This window comes from Rhodococcus sp. NPDC057529 (genome assembly GCF_042802055.1).
Taxonomy (GTDB): Bacteria; Actinomycetota; Actinomycetes; order Mycobacteriales; family Mycobacteriaceae; genus Rhodococcus_F.
This window is the reverse complement of sequence record NZ_JBHVEY010000016.1, coordinates 137392-155948: the sequence shown is the minus strand read 5'-3', so window position 1 is coordinate 155948 and position 18557 is coordinate 137392. Positions and strand designations below refer to the sequence as shown.

Annotated in this window: 15 protein-coding genes; 12 read left to right on the top strand and 3 right to left on the bottom strand. The window is 63.1% G+C overall.

What is annotated here, in order from left to right; translation table 11 throughout:
• Positions 1-176: 176 nt before the first annotated feature.
• Entirely contained in the window at positions 177-1520 is a 1344-nt protein-coding gene (locus tag ACFU5V_RS28795; RefSeq protein ID WP_378703298.1) for an IS110 family transposase, read from the bottom strand.
• Positions 1521-2314: 794 nt separating this feature from the next.
• Positions 2315-3289, bottom strand: coding sequence for a helix-turn-helix transcriptional regulator (locus tag ACFU5V_RS28790; protein WP_378703297.1), 975 nt, complete (start codon positions 3287-3289; stop codon positions 2315-2317).
• 231 nt (positions 3290-3520) lie between these two features.
• Here ACFU5V_RS28790 and ACFU5V_RS28785 point away from each other — a divergent pair, with 231 nt between their 5' ends.
• The 8 genes from ACFU5V_RS28785 to ACFU5V_RS28750 all read left to right on the top strand — a co-directional run bounded on the left by ACFU5V_RS28785 (position 3521) and on the right by ACFU5V_RS28750 (position 13028).
• A complete protein-coding gene (locus ACFU5V_RS28785) occupies positions 3521-4786 on the top strand; it encodes an MFS transporter (RefSeq protein WP_378703296.1) in 1266 nt (421 codons plus the stop codon).
• Positions 4783-5319, top strand: a complete 537-nt coding sequence (locus ACFU5V_RS28780; protein ID WP_378703295.1) for a YbhB/YbcL family Raf kinase inhibitor-like protein — start codon at positions 4783-4785, stop codon at positions 5317-5319. Before ACFU5V_RS28785 ends, ACFU5V_RS28780 begins: the two co-directional genes overlap by 4 nt.
• Before the next feature lie 141 nt (positions 5320-5460).
• Positions 5461-6327: an NAD(P)-dependent oxidoreductase gene (locus tag ACFU5V_RS28775; RefSeq protein WP_378703294.1), complete on the top strand. Its 867-nt coding sequence runs from the start codon at positions 5461-5463 to the stop codon at positions 6325-6327.
• Positions 6328-7260: 933 nt separating this feature from the next.
• The gene (locus ACFU5V_RS28770) at positions 7261-8634 is read left to right on the top strand and encodes an NtaA/DmoA family FMN-dependent monooxygenase (protein ID WP_378703293.1); all 1374 of its coding nucleotides are present in this window, start codon (positions 7261-7263) and stop codon (positions 8632-8634) included.
• Positions 8635-8660: 26 nt separating this feature from the next.
• Positions 8661-9422 (top strand): SDR family NAD(P)-dependent oxidoreductase, encoded by a 762-nt coding sequence (locus ACFU5V_RS28765; RefSeq protein ID WP_378703335.1) that lies wholly within the window; start codon positions 8661-8663, stop codon positions 9420-9422.
• 53 nt (positions 9423-9475) lie between these two features.
• Positions 9476-10498, top strand: a complete 1023-nt coding sequence (locus ACFU5V_RS28760) for an SMP-30/gluconolactonase/LRE family protein (RefSeq protein ID WP_378703292.1) — start codon at positions 9476-9478, stop codon at positions 10496-10498.
• A 305-nt stretch (positions 10499-10803) separates the two neighbouring features.
• Positions 10804-12177 carry an FAD-binding oxidoreductase gene (locus ACFU5V_RS28755; RefSeq protein ID WP_378703291.1) on the top strand — a complete coding sequence of 458 codons (1374 nt, stop codon included), beginning with the start codon at positions 10804-10806 and terminating at the stop codon, positions 12175-12177.
• A 176-nt stretch (positions 12178-12353) separates the two neighbouring features.
• Complete coding sequence (locus ACFU5V_RS28750) at positions 12354-13028, top strand: GntR family transcriptional regulator (RefSeq protein ID WP_378703290.1); 675 nt, start codon at positions 12354-12356, stop codon at positions 13026-13028.
• Between the two features lie 39 nt (positions 13029-13067).
• Here the strand turns inward: ACFU5V_RS28750 and ACFU5V_RS28745 are convergent, their stop codons facing one another.
• The gene (locus ACFU5V_RS28745; protein ID WP_378703289.1) at positions 13068-13541 is read right to left on the bottom strand and encodes an NADPH-dependent FMN reductase; all 474 of its coding nucleotides are present in this window, start codon (positions 13539-13541) and stop codon (positions 13068-13070) included.
• 194 nt (positions 13542-13735) lie between these two features.
• Here ACFU5V_RS28745 and ACFU5V_RS28740 point away from each other — a divergent pair, with 194 nt between their 5' ends.
• The 4 genes from ACFU5V_RS28740 (at position 13736) to ACFU5V_RS28725 (ending at position 18508) form a co-directional block, all read left to right on the top strand.
• Positions 13736-14608, top strand: a complete 873-nt coding sequence (locus tag ACFU5V_RS28740) for a fumarylacetoacetate hydrolase family protein (RefSeq protein ID WP_378703288.1) — start codon at positions 13736-13738, stop codon at positions 14606-14608.
• 77 nt (positions 14609-14685) lie between these two features.
• Positions 14686-15633, top strand: a complete 948-nt coding sequence (locus tag ACFU5V_RS28735) for an ABC transporter permease (protein ID WP_378703287.1) — start codon at positions 14686-14688, stop codon at positions 15631-15633.
• 278 nt (positions 15634-15911) lie between these two features.
• Positions 15912-16928, top strand: a complete 1017-nt coding sequence (locus ACFU5V_RS28730; RefSeq protein WP_378703286.1) for a sugar ABC transporter substrate-binding protein — start codon at positions 15912-15914, stop codon at positions 16926-16928.
• A complete protein-coding gene (locus ACFU5V_RS28725) occupies positions 16925-18508 on the top strand; it encodes a sugar ABC transporter ATP-binding protein (protein ID WP_378703285.1) in 1584 nt (527 codons plus the stop codon). The genes ACFU5V_RS28730 and ACFU5V_RS28725 overlap by 4 nt, the downstream gene beginning before the upstream one ends.
• The last annotated feature ends 49 nt before the right edge of the window (positions 18509-18557 follow it).

Here is an 18557-nt window from a genome sequence, read left to right as displayed (position 1 = left end):
AGTCTGGAATGAATCCGACGAACGATATCGGCAAATCGCGGATTCCAAGGAGGCCTGCTGGCGGGACTCAGCTGTGTCCAGCACACCTGACCGGAAAGTGCTGAAGGTGAGTGGCAGGCGATAGCATCCGGCGTAGCTTGCGGAGCCGGATCAGGTTGTGAAGGTATGGGTTTGGGCTAGGCGGCGGGCGTGACGGTGACGCGGTAGCCGAGGGCGGCGAGCTGGGCGAGGTGGCTGCGAAGCTTGCGTTCGGTGTCGATGTAGCGGGTGTGGTAGTCGGCGCCGAGGTCGTGGAACCGGGCGTTTGCGTCGATCAGCAGATGCCAGACCACGACGAGGATGGAGCGGGCGACGGCGACGAGGGCTTTGAGCTTGCCTCGACGTTTGACTATTCGCCGGTAGCGTTCGCCGAGGAAGGTGTTTGTCTTGGCGGCTGCGGTGGCGGCCTCGCCGAGCACCCCCTTGAGGTAGGGGTTGCCCTTGCCGGTTCGGCCGCCGCGCTGGATCGGCCCGGACTGGATGGTGCGCGGGCACAGTTTCGCCCACGACACCAGGTGCGCGGCGGTGGGGAATACTGTCATGTCCAGCCCGACCTCGGCGAGAATGATCTGCGCAGCGGCACGCCCGATGCCGGGAATTTCGTCGAGCCGCTCGATCGTGGTGAGCCCTGACCCGTCGCGCGCGGCGTCCTGGTCGTCGGACGTCACCGGGTCACTGTGCTCGTCGATGATGGTGACCAGCAGGTCGTCGATGCGGGTGGTGAGCCTGGCGATCTGTGCGTTGAGGGTGTCGATCTGGTCGAGCAGCATCCGGGCCAGCTCGGCGTGATGATCGTCGAACCGGCCGGTGAGCGCCTCGACGAGGGCGGTGTGCTTGGCCTTCATCGCGCCGCGGGCCAGACCGGCAAGCCGCCGCGGGTTACGTTCGCCCGCGATCAGTGCCTCCAGCATGTCGCGCACCGACAAGGTGTCCATACGGGAAGCCACCGACGACACCTTTATCAGCGCGTCCTCGAGCAGTTTCTCAAGCCGTTGCCAATAGCGGGTGCGTTCGCGGGTCAGATCGATCCGCAGCCGGGTGTAGTCGCGCAGCTGTCGGATCGGTTGCGGCGGGACGAAACTCGGACGCAGTAGACCTTTCTCGGTGAGTTTGGCGAGCCACACGGCGTCGAGCTTGTCCGTTTTCGGGCGCCCCGGCACGTTCTTCACATCGCGGGCGTTGACCAGCTGCATCGTCAACCCTGCCGATTCGAGCAGATAGAACCAGATCCGCCAGTAGTCCGACGTCGATTCAACGGTGATCTTCTCGATGCCTGCCGCCACCAGTTGCTCGCCGAGGTCCGTAATCGCGGCGGTTGTGGCCGGGACGTTCCACACCGTGCTGGCCCGCCGGCCTGGTCGTTTCGGATCCGGTGTCCGGGTACACACCTTTCCCGAGGCCTTGGCCACGTCGATGGCACACACCCGCTCGACCACCAGTTCGTGCTCTGCATCGGGAATCTGTTCGGGTAGTGAATTCATTCTGTTGTCCTCCTTCCACATTCCGCACGCAATCACAACGGCGGGCCGCCTGGGGCCTCGGTCAAGGGAACCGAAATTCTGACCGGCGTGCTCGAAGCAACAATGCGTGACCCTTCCAGGTCGGGGCCCCGGCGCCAGGCTAATGAACGAGCTCAGGCCCAAGGGGGACTCGGCGTCGGCAGGCGACCCGACCCCATTTTCACGCCTGCGAGGCGTCCCCGGGAGGGATAGGTGGCTAATGAGACCGAATACCCAGGTGGCTGAGCTTGTCAGGGGCCGCCACTCGGTGCGGGGAATGGCGAGATCTTAACGCGGTCCTAGAGGCGGCCCGCCCGCGCGTGCTCTTCCTCAATAGTCCTGTACGTCCGCCGGCGCCGAGCATCAAAAGGATGAGTGACTACCCTGGGTGGGCACTCGGCCTTTCGGCACCAGGATTGGGTACAGACATGATGGCGGTGGACGATCTTCGCTTTCGTGCCTTATGGCGCCTACCATCCGGAAGGTATGCCTGCGGGCCGACATTGAATGGTTGTGCCATCTAGACCTGCGCGGCGGCGGTTCCATCAAGATCGCTGTCCGACCGAATTTGACCTTCACCTTGGGCCCTCGCGTCAAAGTCGCCGCGGCGAAGCTGCGCGCGCCGCCTCGCCTGTATTCGCTATTCGCAAGACCATGAGAACAGTCACACCTGCCCCGCCACACTCGTGACGACGGCCGCGCTTGAGGGAGACGTACAGAGACAACCTCACTGTGAGCCCGTCGGTGCCGACCGAATTAGGCAGTCGCCAACCATTTTACTTCTCAGGATTCCTACGGTTCCCGTCCGTAACGTCGCTCTCGCATATGTCCGTGCGTTCAGCGTCTCTTCCAACGAAAAGATCCTCACCACGCAATTCGTCGGGAGTCTGTTCATCAATCGAGGGATGAGGGAGTGTCCAATTCGCGAGCAGTTGCATGGCCTGCGCGGTCGGTGAACCCGGCTCTACCGTGTACACAAGCATGAGCAGTCCCGGGTCGGTTGTGAGTTCGAACGACTCATAGCCGAACTCCACGTCGCCTACGAGTTGGTGGTGGTAGCGCTTGATCCCGGACCTGTAGCGGAGCACGTCATGCGAGGCCCAGAGCTCCGTAAACTCCGGGCTGGATGTGGAGAGTTCGCCGATGAGGCGGATGAGCCCCTCATCGTGGGGCTCGCGACCAACGGCTTGGCGAAGGAGTGCTACGTTGTTGCGCTGCATCAGGCGATAGTCGCGGTAGAACTCGCGGGCACGCGGGTCGAGGAAGACGAACCGGGCGTAGTTGAACGGTTCGGCGGGGTCGGTCGCGTTACCGTAGAGTGCCCTGCCAATGGCGTTGGACGCCAAGTGGTCTCCGCAGATGTTCTGCACGATTGCCGGGACGGTGATCGAATCCAGGACGAGCTGAACACCGGTCGAGACCCGCGCTCTGGACGTCCGGCGAGCCTGTCGACGAACTGTGCTCTCAGGTCTGGTTGCTCGAACCAGATCCAATAGATGCTCGCGTTCAGCGTCATCCAGCCGGAGAGCGGTCGCGATCGCATCAAGGACCTCCATCGAGACCCCACGGGTCTGGCCGCGCTCAATGCGTGCGTAATAGTCGACGCTAACTCCTGCCAGGTGCGCTACTTCTTCCCGACGGAGCCCGGAAACGCGACGGACCCCGCCGAACGTCGGGACCCCCGCGTCCTCCGGCGAGACTCGTGCTCGGCGTGACGCGAGGAAGTCCTTGATCTCCGCTCGTCTTTCCACATCGACATTCTAGGCCGCACTACCTCGCCCTGGGGTGCCCTGTCAGACCCTGGGTGCGTCGGAACGTGGTTCAAGCGGGCGTTCCGTGTGAAAGGAATTCACGGTTTTCTAGATAGGTCCCGGTGAGCCCTCCTGCAGACCCGGGATCCTCCTCCACCCCATCACCTCCGAAATGCGGCGGCCGCGGTGCCAGAGTGGCTCGCCCTCCAGCGCTCACAGACAGGACTACACGTGACCACCATCCGCACAATCGAAAGTTCACCGGGCCTCACCAGTAAACGGAACAGCGGCCGGCGCCCCAAGCAGCGGATGCCCCTTGTAGTTCCGCTGCTCATGATCGGTGCCTTCCTCATGTGCACCACGGAGAACATCGTCGCCGGTCTCCTTTCTCAGATTTCCACGGATCTTCAGATAACCGAGGCGCGTGCGGGTCTCTTGATCACGATCTTTGCAATCGGGATGGCCGTCGGGGCCCCGCTAATGGCGATCGCGACTCGCCGGCTGTCGCCGCGCGTGTCCTTGGTCGGGGCACTTATGGTCTTCGCTGTCGGGCACGCCTTCACCGCACTCAGTAGCAGCTTCGAGGCCAGCCTCGTCGCACGGTTCATCTCGGCAGTCGCGACGGGTGCGTTCTGGTCGGTCGCAGCCGTCGCAGCGACGGCTGCGGCTGGCCCCGTGCTGGCGTCCCGCGCCCTTGGTCTCATGATGAGCGGGGTCGGTCTTGCGACGGTCGCGGGCGTTCCTCTAGGCGCCTTCCTCGGCCAGCTGGTCGGCTGGCGGGGTACGTTCTGGATGCTGACGATCCTCACCGTTATCGCTGCCGCGATCATCGGTCGCATCGCCCCATCACACAGCGCAACCGATCCAGCCTCGATCGTTGCGGAGCTTCGCTCCTTCCGCCAGGTGAAGATCTGGCTGGTTCTCGCGGCAACCGCCGTAGTCAGCGGCGGTGTCATGGCCGCGTTCAGCTACATTCAGCCGCTGCTCACGTACCGGACAGGACTGCCGCAGTGGACCGTGCCGATCGCGCTGGTCGTTTTCGGAATCGGCTGCCTGCTTGGAACCAACCTGGCCGGTCGTCTGGGTGACAAGCACGCTGTCATCACGTTCATTGGTGCCACGGTTCTCGGCACAATCGTCCTCGCCCTGCTCGTCCCGTTCTCGACCAACACCGTTGCAACCTTCGTCCTGATCTTCCTTGTCGGCGCTGCGGGACTCTGCATCCCACCGCTTGCCACTGGACTGTCGATCCGACTCGCCAGCGCCGCACCTACCCTCGCTGCCGCTTCAGCCGTGGCCGCCTACAACGGTGGCGTAGCTCTCGGTTCGTGGATTGCGGGATACGCACTCGAGTCCTCCCTCGGTGTCACCGGACCCGACGCAGTCGGCGCGATCATGGTCGGCTTCGGCCTGATCCCGCTCATAGCGCTGGCCATCCTCGGCACCACACGTCCGGAACGCCGGGACGAAACTCCTTCTAGAAGAGGAATGAAATGAAAGAGCAGAACAATCCATTTGCACGTCTGCCCGAGGTGCCGAGCTTCTTCGTGACAAGCACGACCATCGCCGATGGACAGCCGCTCCCCATAGCGCAGCGCTCCGGTGCATTCGGAGTCCCGGGCGGCCAGGATATCTCTCCGCAGCTGTCCTGGAGCGGTGCACCCGAGGGCACCAAGAGCTATGCGGTGACGATGTACGATCCCGACGCGCCGACTGGTTCCGGCTTCTGGCACTGGGCCGTCGTCAACATTCCTGCCACCGTCAACTCCCTGCCCGAAGGAGCCGGCGACGAATCGGGCTTGGACATCCCTGCCGACGCATTCCAACTCGCGGGCGATGCGCGTGTCGCCCGGTTCATCGGAGGCGCTCCGCCCGCGGGGCACGGTGAGCATCGCTACTTCATCACCGTGCACGCACTCGATATTGAAGACATCGGGATACCGCAGGACGCGACACCCGCGTTCCTTGGTTTCAACATGGCCTCGCACATCCTCGGTCGCGCCACTCTGATGGCCACAGCGGAAAGCTGATTCAGGCGGATCCTTCCAGAGTCGCCTCCACGACCGTTCGGGCGGAGCAAACGCCGCGGTCAGACTCCTGGCAGAGACGAGCCCACGACCCTGAGCCCGCAGGCTCAAGCCACATAGCTCTTCGAGAAAGGGACATCCATCATGAGCAGTATTTCTATCATCGGGCTTGGCGCGATGGGGCGACCCATCGCGCGCAATCTGCTGGCTGCCGGCCACGACGTCACCGTCTGGAATCGCTCGCCAGAGCCGGTCGCGGAGTTGGTACAAGCGGGCGCGCAAGCAGCGCAGTCTCCCGCCGAGGCTTTCCAAAGTGGGGTGGTCTTCTCGCTGCTTTCCAATGATGAAGCAGTAACTGACACATTGCTCAACCCCGGATTCCTCAGTGCGGCTCCGAAAGACTCCGTACACGTCAACCTGTCAACCGTCAGCACCGACCTTGCTCGGCGCGCCGCCGCGCTACATGCAGAACATGGGGCGGGATACATTGCCGCACCTGTTTTCGGTCGGGTTCCGGTGGCTGAGGCTGGAAACCTCAATATCTTGGCGGCGGGCCCAGAGGAATCGCTCGATCGTGTCCAGCCGTTCTTCGATGTAATCGGCGCGCGCACATGGATTTTGGGGACCAAACAGGAACAGGCAAACATCGTCAAGATTCTTGGCAACTACCTTATCGCATGCGCGCTACAGTCGCTGGGCGAAGCTGTCAGTCTCGCGGAGAGTACAGGAGTTGAGCCCCTACAGTTGATTGATCTCTTGACGTCGACGCTGTTTCCCGGAGTCGTCTACTCGTCCTACGGCTCGCTGATTGCTCAGCGGCAATATCAACCGGCAGGCCTCACCACCATCATGGGACGGAAGGATCTGCACCTGGCACTTGATGCCGCCGCGGAGCAGAATCAGACTCTCCCTCTCGGCGAACTCCTCCGCGGGGTATTCGACCAGGCGATTCGTGACGGGCACGGCGACGACGATTGGGCCTCGATTGCAGAACAAGTGTTGCGAGTCTGAACTCGTCTGAAAGTCACCAGTGGTGTCGTTGGCGCTGCGGCGAAGAAGGCCAGCGAGATTGCCAACTGCGGCGACTGTCGGCCGTAGAGTGTCAACGTGGTCCATGAAACGTAAACCACGAGAACATGGTCCGCGAGTGGCATGCCTGGGAATGTCAGATGTTGAAAGGCTTCTTGTCGACGCTACCGAAGGTTAACGACGGGGAACCCGCAGACTGTGCTGATCGCCCCGCCGAGGCGCTGGCGTCGGCCCACTCCGGGTCGGCGGAATTATCCGCCGCGGGTCCGCGCGCCCGCGGTAACCTGGAGTGTGCCGGGCAGGCGGTCGAGCCGAGTGTGAGGCAAGTCGTGGAGTATGCATCACCGCCTTGAGGGGTTGACCGGAACGCGCCGTCGTCCAGTTGGGAGATCGGGTCCGGATCACGCTCGGCCATGCGTGGTGTGCGCGGCTGTGTGGTGAACGGAGATCCGCTCGAACTCCCACGGCAGGGTGCTTCGGTAGCGCGACGGAGCACTCTGGACCCGGCCTCGGTAGTCGGGTGGATCAGTTGCTGGAGATCGGAGCAGTCAGGAAGCCGGGGCGCTATCGGTCAGTCCGTGTTGGCGTCGTGGTTCTCGACGAGGGTCGCGTATGCGAGACAGCCCGGACCATGCGCCCGGCGCAGATGTCGGCCCGACCCGGGGATTCACCACGTCGACGCGGGTTATGAGTGAGTCCACAATTGCAAACTTCTGTCCCAGTTGTCAACCACATCGATAAATGTCGAGTATCTATTGACATGTTGATTTCGCTGTCAGTAGCGTGCGTCACACGTTGCGAAGTCACGTGCGCCACTCCCGGGCCGCGGTGGGCTGTGTCGACGAGACAAAGACGCCGGTGGGCTCGGGATCCCGAGATCGACAGCGGCGCATCATTGAAAGGGATAGAGCTGAAGTGACGAAGAAACTGACGTTGGGCATCCTGCAGACCATGTCGCCGTACGGCTTCATCGGCGCCGCGTGGCGGAACCCCGACAACGCGTCGGTGGACTACCTCGACCTCGACTACTGGACCGACATGGCCAAGGAGCTCGACGAGGCCGGTTTCGACTTCCTCTTCTTCGCCGACTCTTTTGGATATCCCAGTATTGACGGCGAAGTCGTCGATGCGGCACTGAGGAACGCGGTCAACATTCCGATGGCCGACCCGTTCCCTGTCATCGCCGCTATCGCTGCGGTGACCAATAACCTGGGCGTTGTCGTTACTGGCTCCACGCTCTTCGAGCCGCCGCCGGCTCTCGCACGCCGATTCTCCACGCTCGACCACTTCACCAAGGGTCGCGTCGGCTGGAACGTCGTGACCGGCGTCGGTTACGCGGCCTCGTCGCGACTGTTCGGCCAGGAGCAGATCCCGCACAACGACCGCTACGCGCACGCGTCCGAGCACCTCAATGTGACCTACGGCCTGTGGGAGGGCTCGTGGGAGGAGGACGCGCTTCTCGTGGACCGGGAGGCGGGCATCTACGCAGACCCGAAGAAAGTTCACCAGGTCTCGTACTCGGGCAAGCACTTCAAGTCCGATGGCATCCTCAATGTCCCGCCGTCGCCGCAGCGCACACCTCTCGTCATGCAGGCGGGTACCTCCAATGAGGGCCGGGACTTCGCCGCGCAGAACGCGGAGGTAGTTTTCCTTGGAGGTGGCAGCAGCCAGCAGACCAAGGACGCGATCGACGACATCAACCGCCGTGCGGAGTCCTTCGGACGCAAGCCCGGTGCCATCAAATTCATGCTCGGTGCGACCTTTATCGTCGCCGAGACGGATGAGGCCGCGCAAGCCGCTGAAGAGGAGATGCTGAGCTATGCGACACGGGAGTATGCCGCAGCCGTGTATGCGTTTATCACAGGCATCGACCTGCTGAAGTATGACCAGGACAAGCCGATCCCGGTCCAGCAGACCAACCTGGGTCGCTCCAGCCTTGACCGATACAAGAAGGCTCCTGCGGCCGATCAGAAGACGGTCGGCGAGATCCTCGAGGAGTGGCGCTCCAACGGCCACAACGCGAAGAAGTTCGTCGGGACGCCTGTGGCCGTGGCCGATCAGGTCGAGCAGGTCATCGCAGAGACCGGGGCGGACGGCTTCCTTATCCAGCCGTACATCGTCCCGGGCACTCACCAGGACTTCGCGCGTCTGCTCATGCCGATCCTGAAGGAGCGCGGGATGGTGCCCGAATCCCCGGACGGCCCTACCTTGCGCGAGCGGGTATTCGGCCATGGCAATCCTCGACTCGACGAAACCCATCCGGCGGCTCAGTACCGGAAACTGGGCTGACTGGCGCGAGGCGGGCCGCGTTGGAGATGAACGACATGCCGAACAGGCCCCCGCACATGGGGCTGGACTTCACCGGGCAGCACGTGGTCATCATCGGAGCCGGCGGAATCGGCTACGAGACAGCTCGGATCTGTGCCGCGAACGGTGCCCGCCTCTCGATCATTGACATCGCCGACAAATCTGAGACACCTCGGGCGAACCTCGTCGACGCCGACCGGCACAGCTGGCTGAAGATGGATGTCACTGAGACGGCCAGCCAACTCCGGATCGGCGAATTGCTTGAGGACGCGGACGCGCTCATCATTACCAGTGCGTACTTCCCGGATGAGCCGGCGCTCGAGCTGATGAGTGACGAGTGGTTCACCACTTTTCGTCGAGTGATGGACGTCAATATCGGTGCCACGATGCGACTTTCGCAGCTAGCGGTCGCTGCCATGGCGGCGCGAGGAGGGGGTCGGATCGTGATCCTCGGTTCGGTTGCAGGCCGCATGGGTGGCCTGCTCTCCGGTGCCCTCTACGCCAGTAGCAAGGGGGCAGTGCACACCTTTACCCGTTGGCTCTCGCTCCGCGCAGCACCTCGCGGCGTGAACGTGAACTGCCTGGCGCCGGGTGTCACCGACACGCCGATGATCGCTGGTCGTCCCCCCGCGGATACGTCTCGAATCCCGGCCGGCCGTATTGCACAACCTAACGAGATCGCGCCGGCGGTCGCGTTTCTGGCCAGCCCGGCCGCGGGCTACATCCACGGCCAGGTCATCGATGTCAACGGTGGAATCTGGATGAGCTGACCTGCCAGCGCCACTGCCTTCTAGCCATAACCAATCCCACAGGAAAGATGAGCATGACCGACAACTCGCGCATCTCGGACGACAACCCGCTCAAGGGATGGAAGGTCGACACCAGCACTATCGTCCGGGTGGGTCAGAACCTTCATCGCCCAGAGTGCATCCTCGCTCAGAAGGACGGCACCCTCTACATCTCGGACCCCCGCACAGCCGTGCAGCGACTGCTCCCGGATGGAACGCAGACGATCATCCCGAGCCTCGACCAGGTCGACGAGTCGTGGGACGCCCGCACGCCGAACGGTCTCGCACTCACCAGAGACGAGCAGATCATGATCGGCGATATCGGGGTCGGAACCATTGACCGACTCGACCCCAGCAGCGGAAAGCTCGCCACCCTCTTCGACAAGGTTGACGGTCACCCGCTCGGACTTGTCAACTTCGTGATGGTCGACTCCAAGGGTCGTACCTGGATCACCGTGTCCACCAAGCTTCCTACGTGGGGTCACGCGTTCGACAATGAGGTCGCGGACGGATACGTCATGCTACTCGACGGCGACGCTCTCCGGATCGTCGCGGAGGGCTTCGCCTTCACGAACGAGGTCCGTCTCGACGCGAACGAGGAGTGGCTCTACGTTGCCGAGACCGTCGGCCGCAAGATCACCCGGCTGCGGGTCGCGGAGGACGGCAGCCTGAGCGATCGGCAAACCTACGGGCCAGAGGACCTGGGCCCGGGGTACCCCGACGGAATCGCGTTCGACAGCTACGGCAATCTCTGGGTCACGATGGTCTTCGCCGACCGCCTCATCGCGATCACTCCGGAGCAGGATGTCGTCGAGCTGATCAACGATGGAAATGACGCCGGCAACGCAGCACTCGCGGCCGAGGTTGCCCGCGGCGGCGGCGTCACCGGTGAGCAGCTCGAGGCGACCGGCGTCGGCGGCACGATCGCGCCCTACATGACCAGCATCACCTTCGGTGGTCCCGATCTCAAGACGGTCTACCTCGGCTCTCTCGGCGGCACGTCTGTGCCGTCGTTCCAGTCGCCGGTCGCCGGCCTCCCAATGTCACACTGGTCCTGAACCCCAGTGCGCACGAGTATGTAGGCGTACCCGTGCGCAGCTCGGCACTGCCTCGACGGACAGCAGGACGTCGTGCCTTTCCAGGACCTTCCGTTTCCTGGCCTCTCGGCATGTCTACTTGCTCTTGGTGACCTGTGGCTGCCTGCGGCAGCCGGTCACAGGTCGCCGGAACCTGACCCAACCCACACCGCCGCGTTCCGTCGAGGAATTTCACCCGGGCGCTTCCATCGAATCTCACCCCCAGGAATCACCATGATCAACGGTTGCACCCAGCGGGCCCATCGCAGGCCGATCGGAGGAGCCTCATGACCGTCCACCCGGACGTCCTGCAGAAGCTCATCGACGCCCTGCCGCCGAACACGGTCATCACCGATGCCGGCATCGTCGATAGCTACCGCCAGGATCACGCGCTCGACCCGAACGCAGGGATGCCGCAGGCAGTCGTGCGCGCCAACAGCACCGCCGATGTCCAGGCGACACTGCGGTGGGCGAGTATCCATGCCGTGCCTGTGGTACCGCGAGGTGCAGGGACGTCGCTGTCCGGCGGTTCGAGCGGTGTTGAAGGCGGCATCACGCTCAGCCTTGAACGCATGACCAACGTAGACGTCGACCCAGTCGCGCGCGTCGCGGTGTGCCAGCCGGGAGCATTGAACGTCGAGGTCAAGCAAGCCGCGGCCGCGCTGGGTTACTGGTACCCGCCAGACCCGTCCTCTTACGAAATCTGCTCGATCGGCGGCAATGCCGCAACCAACGCCGGTGGCTTGTGCTGCGTCAAGTATGGCGTGACCACCGACTACGTCCTCGGCATGGAGGTCGTCCTCGCCGACGGTACGGCGATCCGGCTCGGGGGACCTCAGCTGAAGGACGTAGCAGGACTCTCGCTGACGAAACTGTTCATCGGGTCCGAGGGCACCCTGGGCGTTATCACCGAGCTGACGCTTCGCCTGCTTCCGGCGCCATCTCCGTTCTCCACGTTGGTTGCGACCTTCGACAGCATCGAGTCCGCGGCGCGCGCAGTCGTGGCGATCACCGGCAAGACACGGCCGTCGATGCTTGAACTGATGGACGGCGGAAGCATCAACGCGGTCGAGGACCTGCTGAGAATGGGCCTCGACCGGAGCGTCGGCGCCCTCCTTCTCGCCCGATCGGATGCCCCCGGGGACGCGGCCGCCGACGAGATCGAGATTGTCAGGGCAGCGTGCGAGGAGCACGGCGGCTTCGACATCTTCACCACGGACGATCAGCAAGAGGGCGAACAGTTCGCTGTCGTTCGTCGTTCGACGCTCATCGCGATGGAGCGGGTCGGCTCCCTGCTGCTAGAAGATGTCGGAGTCGCCGTCCCCAAGCTCCCCGAGCTCGTCCACGGCATCGAGAAGATCGCAGAACGAACGAGCACGACGATCGTCTGCGTCGCCCACGCTGGCGACGGGAACGCGCATCCGATCATCGCCTACTCGCCCGACGATCCCGACGGCGAGAGGCGTGCGCGCATTGCATTCGGAGAGATCATGGACCTGGCCGTGGCGCTCGGTGGGACAATCACCGGGGAGCATGGCGTCGGACGCCTCAAGACCCAGTGGCTCCCGGACCAGCTGGGCGACGATGTAATCGCGCTCACCGGCCGTATCAAGGACGCCCTGGACCCCGATCGCATCCTGAATCCCGGGGTCATCATCTGACAAGCACCGCAGACCACTAATGGAGGCCGTCAACATCCGGTAGCGTCGGCCAGGCCCCGGAGGTCGCACCCCCGGCAGAGGGTAAAGATGGGGATCTAACACTACTTAGCGAAGTCGAGTCACAATTGAAATGTTGAAATTAACGGCTTACTCGGACATTATGCTAACTTTCGAGGGTGTCCCCATCCACGCGTGTTGACGTCGTGTCCGCATCTATTCGCGCGGACATCCTCGCCGGGCGAGAGCTTCCTGGTGCTCGGCTGGCGCTCGCCCCGCTGGTGGCGAAGCATGAGGCGAGCATGGGGGTCGTCCGTGAAGCACTCTCGCGATTGGTCTCGCAGGGCCTCGTGAACAGCGAGCCTCAGCAGGGTTTTCGGGTTTCGCCGATCTCGGTCGAAGATCTGATGCACTTGACCGAGGCGCGGTGTGAGATCGAGGTTCTGGTCTTCCGGCAGTCGATCGAAGCTGGCGGCCTACCTTGGGAGAGTGAGCTGATGTCCGCTCACCACACGCTGGATCGCACGCCGCAGATGGCAAAGGATGATCCGCGCCGCGTCGCTGACGAATGGACGGTCGCACATCGCGCCTTCCATGCGGCTCTGCTCGACGCCTGTCCCAACAAGCGCCTGCGTGGAATAGCGGGCGATCTGCGGGACGCGGCCGAGCTCTACCAGCGATGGTCGATTCCGAATGACCCCAACCGCGACATTCGCGGAGAGCACAAGGCGCTCCTCGACTACGCTCTTGCGGGCGCGGTGGATAAGGCGTGCGAGGTGCTTGATATGCACATCCGCCACACGTCCGACGTGCTGCTTGAGCACTCGCCCGAGCTCGGCATCGCGCAGAGCTAGCTCCCACTCGCGACGATCCCTGGCGTTTCTGCCCATTCGCTACGCGAAGAAGCGTTGTGCCTTCTTCACCCACGCGTCGCGTGCCTGCCCGGGCCCGTAGTCGGAGTCGAGCAGGTACGGGCCCGGTACCGGGCAGGTCGCGCCGAGCTCGACCAGGACCGGTTTGAGCAGCAGGTCAGGTGCCATTGCGTGGCCGTGGCCTGCGCCAAGCATTAACGGCAGGGCCGTGACGCCATCCAGTCCGCCGGTAGGTATCTGATCAAGGAAGAGCTTCAGTAAGCCGGTGTAGGTCGCCTTGAATGTCGGCGAGGCCACCACGCAGACGGTGCTCGAGCACGTCGCTTCGACCGCCTCCGCGACCGCGGGGTTGCCCCAACCGAGCAGACCGGAGCCGAGATCGGCGACGTCGACGATGACGTCTGGCGCGCTGCCCATGACTGCCTCGGCGAGCTGAACTGCGGCATCACGAGTCCGCGACCGTGGCTTCGGGTTGCCTACGACGACCGAAATCATGCTTCTCCTTGGGATTGCTTGCGATGCCGAACGCCTACTTCCTATCACGTATTACTAGGTTGTAGAAAATGTCGAGAATCTATTGACGTCTCGAATTTTGGGCTGCATGATTACTCATCGTCGAAAGTCGAGTGACGCACGTCACGTGATGTGAGCCCGTTGCAGCCAGACGGCCTCACGAGAGAGAAGAGTCAATGCGTATTGCCAACGTTCAAGGCCGACTAGCCATCAGGACAGAGTCCGGCTGGGTCGACGTCAACTCCGCGAGCTCTGACCGATTCTCGGTCGACCCCCAGGCTGTGTACGCGCGTTGGGATGAATTCTGCGAGTGGGCTCAGGATGTCCCCGCCGACGCTGTCGCCCGCGAAGTCGGCGCCGCCGAACTGGGCTCGCCGGTGCCGGCGCCCGGCCAAATCTTCGCAATCGGACTCAACTACGACGAGCACGCGGCAGAGTCCAGGATGGACACTCCGACTGCCCATCCGCCCATTTTTACCAAGTTCAACAGTTGCATCACTGGACCAGTCGGATCAATCAAGCTCCCGGCCGATGGTCACATCGACTGGGAGGTCGAGCTCGTTGCCGTCATCGGCCGCCGTGCTGAAAAGGTATCCGCCGCGGATGCCTGGTCTTACATTGCAGGCTTGTCGGTCGGACAAGACATCTCCGAGCGACGGCTCCAGCTCGCGGCCAGCCCGCCCCAGTTCAGCCTCGCCAAGTCGTACCCCGGTTTCGGACCGATCGGTCCGTGGCTCGTCACGCCTGACGAGTTCGCTGACCCGGACAATCTCGAGCTGGGCTGCTCGATCAACGGCGAAACCGTGCAGAAGGGTCGCACCCGCGATCTGATCTTCACTGTCGGTCAGCTGATCGAGCAGCTCTCAGAGGTTCTTCCACTAATGCCGGGAGACGCGATCTTCACCGGTACCCCGGCCGGCGTTGGAATGGGACGCGAGCCCCAGAGGTGGCTCCAGGACGGTGACGAGCTCGTCAGCTACGTGGAGGGGATTGGGGAGATGCGGCACCGTTTCTACGTGGCGTCGATGGAGTCGGAGGCTGTGCGATGACGAACGTCCTTCCCCCGAAGGTTACAGAGACTGCGGCGGAGCAGTCTCTGCGTAGGAGCCGCCTTACCGGCTCACTCATGAGCCGCTTCGGAATCCTGGTCGTCTGGGCGATTTTGATTGCAGTTTTCGGCGCGCTCAAGCCCGACACCTTCTTGACGCTCACCAACTTTCAGACACTTCTGTCTGCGCAGTCTCTCCTCCTGCTGCTCAGCCTCGCCCTCATCGTCTCGATGACCTCGGGAGATTTCGACTTCTCCCTCGCAGGCCTTCTCAGCATCAACGTCGTGCTGATCGGACAGCTCCACATCGTGCATGAGGTTCCGTTCCTCACCACCTGGCTGATCGTCATCCTGGTCAGTGCCGTGGTCGGGGCACTGCAAGCACTTCTCATCGTGGGCCTCAACCTGAGCTCCTTCATCGTGACTCTCGGCTCAGGGACGGCGTTCCTCGGAGTAGCGGCCGCCATCGACAACAACACCCGGTTCGGCGTCGATGAGAACTACGCAGCCTTCATGTCCGACAAGTTCCTCGGCATTCAGTCCGTGTTTTGGATCGGGATCGTTGTAACGCTACTGCTCTGGTACTTGTACGGTTACACGCCGCTCGGTCGCCAACTCTTTTTCGTCGGAGCGAACAAGGACGTCGCGCGTCTGGCGGGTATTCACGTGACTCGGCTGCGTATTGCGTCTCTCATCGGCGGCAGCGTGCTCGCCGGCGTGGCATCGATCGCAACGGCCGGCTACCTCAACAGCACTGATCCCGCTGTAGGCCAGAACTTCTTGCTCCCGATGGTCTCGGCGGCGCTGCTCGGAACGACGTGTATCTGGCCCGGTCGACCCAACCCGATCGGAACTCTGGTCGCCGTCTACTTCCTGGTGACCGGTTACACGGGCCTGCTCCAGCTTGGCCTGAGCGGATGGGTTCAACAGGTCTTCTACGGGGGTGCGCTGGTCGTCGCCGCCGCGGTCGCGACACTCGCGGCCCGCCGCACTGGCGGCGGCGCCCCCTCGTTCAACCCTCAGTAGTACCTCCCTCGGATTGCAACAGCGCTGGATCCACTACGCCGCAACACCTTCGCCGAGGGCCTCGGTGCGACACATCAACAAGCCACAGTCTGAAAGAAGATCTGATGAATTCCCGTCAAATCAACAGGTCCCGCGTTCGCTGGCAGACCGCCGCCGCGATCTTAGCCGCCGCTAGCATGTCAATCACGGCATGTTCCAGCTCCGCCGCCGAGTCCTCGTCCTCGGGCGGTAATGGTGGCAAGGGTCTCTCGGCAGACGCTGAATCCACGCTGACCAAGATGGTCGACGCCGCACGTGAACCCTCGACCTGGCAGGCGCCGGGCCCGGAGCTCGACGCGTCGAGCCTCAAGGGCAAGAGGATCTTCGTCCTCGCAGACGGCACGAGCGAATTCGCCGAGTCGTTCGCCGGCGGTGTGAAGGCGGCGGGCGAGGCGCTCGGCATGACGGTCAAGCGTGGGAACGGAAACCTCGTCACCACCCAGGATATCCAGGCGCTCAGGGGTGCGATCAATGAGAAGGTCGACGCGATCATCTTCCTCGCGCTGACTCCCGCGACTATTTCCTCCGCTCTCAAGGAGGCACAGGCCGCCGGAATCCCGACCATCGGTGCATTCACCGGAGACCCGGCCCTGCCGTCTGCTGACGACAAGGCGAACGGCGTCACCGCCAACGCAACCATCTGCTACTCGTGTATCGGTGAGCTTCTCGCTGGGACCGAGCTGCTCCGAAGCGGTACCGACATGAAGGCCTATGTCCAGGACTTCCTGGACTACCCGGCCTCAGAGTTCACCGTGAAGGGTTGGAAGGACACGACCGAGAAATACTGCCCAGAGTGCGAGACCACCTACCAGCACGTTCCTCTGAGCGACCCGTCGCAGCAGACAACCAGTGCGGCACAGGTCGCCTCGCAGGACCCCAAGGCCACCGTCATCTTCCCGGTGCTCGATCTCATGGTCCCGTACGTCCTCCCGCCCGTCACGGCGGCCGGCGCGGCTTCGCGAATCAACGTGATCAGCCAGAACGCTAACCTGGCGCAGATGCAGGCCATCCAAAACGGAAGCCCGCAGAAGACCGACGTCGGTACGCCGGTCGCGTGGGCTGGCTGGGCTTCGGTCGACCAGGCCGTCCGCGCGATGCTCGGCATGGATCCGGTTGCGGATGAGAAGATCCCGTTCCGCCTTTTCGACGAGACCAACATCAAGGACCTCGATCTCGACGCTGACCAGGGCACCTGGTACGGCAACGACGACTACGCGTCCAAGTACAAAACCCTCTGGGGTGTGGCGAACTCATGAGCACGACGGAAAACATCCTCGCGCCCATTGGGTCCAACCGGAGCGTTGTGGGACCGCGGATAGCGATCGAGCACCTGAGCAAAACGTTTGGCAACCGAACCGTGCTCAACGACGTGGGATTCGAGATCCCGTCGGGACAGGTCATTGCTCTGCTGGGCCAGAATGGATGCGGCAAGTCGACTCTCATCAAGGTGCTCACCGGCTTCCACACACCCGACTCCGGCAAGGATGCCGCCGTCGTCGTCGGAGATCGCAGGCTCCCCTTCCCGCTGCATTCGGGATCGGAGTTCAAGGTCGCTACGGTTCACCAGGACCTCGCACTGCTGCCGGCGGCCTCGGTGACCGAGAACATGCTGATCGACCAGCTCGGTAGCGGACCGGTCGTCCCGGTCCGCTGGGCGGCACTTCACAGGCGGTCGGCCGAGATGTTGGCCCGGTGCGGCGTTCGAGACATCGATCCCCGCACCACGGTCGAGAATCTTTCGCCAATCCAGCAGGCAATGGTGGCGATCGCGCGAGCAATCGCCGAGATCCACGACGGTGGGCTGTTGATCCTCGACGAGGTGACGGCCTTCCTCACACAGGACGGTGTCGACACCCTCTTCGAGATCATCCGGGAAGTCACAGCCAAGGGGATCGCAGTCCTCTTCGTGTCTCACCGTATGGAGGAGATCTGGAGTATCTGCGACCGGGCGGTCGTTCTCCGCAACGGCGGCCTGGTCGCAGATACTCTGATCAGTGAGACCACCGAGGAGGAACTGATCTCACACGTCGTCGGTGAACCCCTCGAGTGGCTCTACCCCGAGAAGCACCCCGCGACCGACGACGTCACGCTGCGAGTGAGCTGCAGCTCCGAGGGCCAGCTCCGCGAGTTCAACCTCGAAGCGAAAGCCGGCGAGATTGTCGGTCTCACTGGACTTCGCGGAATGGGTTACGATCGCGTCGTCTACGCGTTATACGGCGAGGAACCTGGGGTGACTGGCTCGCTTGAGGTGGGGCGCAGATCGGTCCAGCTCGGTAAGCTAGATGCACGGCGCGCGATGGAGCTGGGCATCCGCCTCGTGCCATCCGAGCGGCTCAAGAATGGTGCGGTGGGGTCGTCCCCGGTCCGTGAGAACGCCTCATTGCCCGTCCTCACGCGCTTCCTCCGCTTCGGCTTCCTGAGCCGGAGGCGGGAGGTCAGTTGGACAAAGGATCTAATCGACTCGTATTCGGTGTCGCCGGCAGATCCACACGCGATCTACTCATCGCTCAGCGGCGGCAATCAGCAGAAGGTTCTAGTTGGCCGATGGTTGCAGACTGATCCGGTGATTCTGTTGCTCGACGAGCCCACACAGGGTGTCGACATCGGTGCGCGGCGCGATATTTTCAGCCGCATCGTCGAGGCGGCTCAGGGCGGCGTTACCGTCCTGTACTCAACCACCGAGGCGCAGGACCTCGCCGAACTCTGCCATCGTGTGATCGTGTTCCGCGACGGCCAGGTCGCCGGCCAGGTCGAGGGCACAGAGGTAACCGAGGACAACATCGCACGACTTTCGTGGGCCACGTCCGAGACGAACGGCCTGCACAAGGCCGGCTGACCGCCGGTTCCGCACGACAAGACTGCAATCCGCAGCAATCACTAGGAGC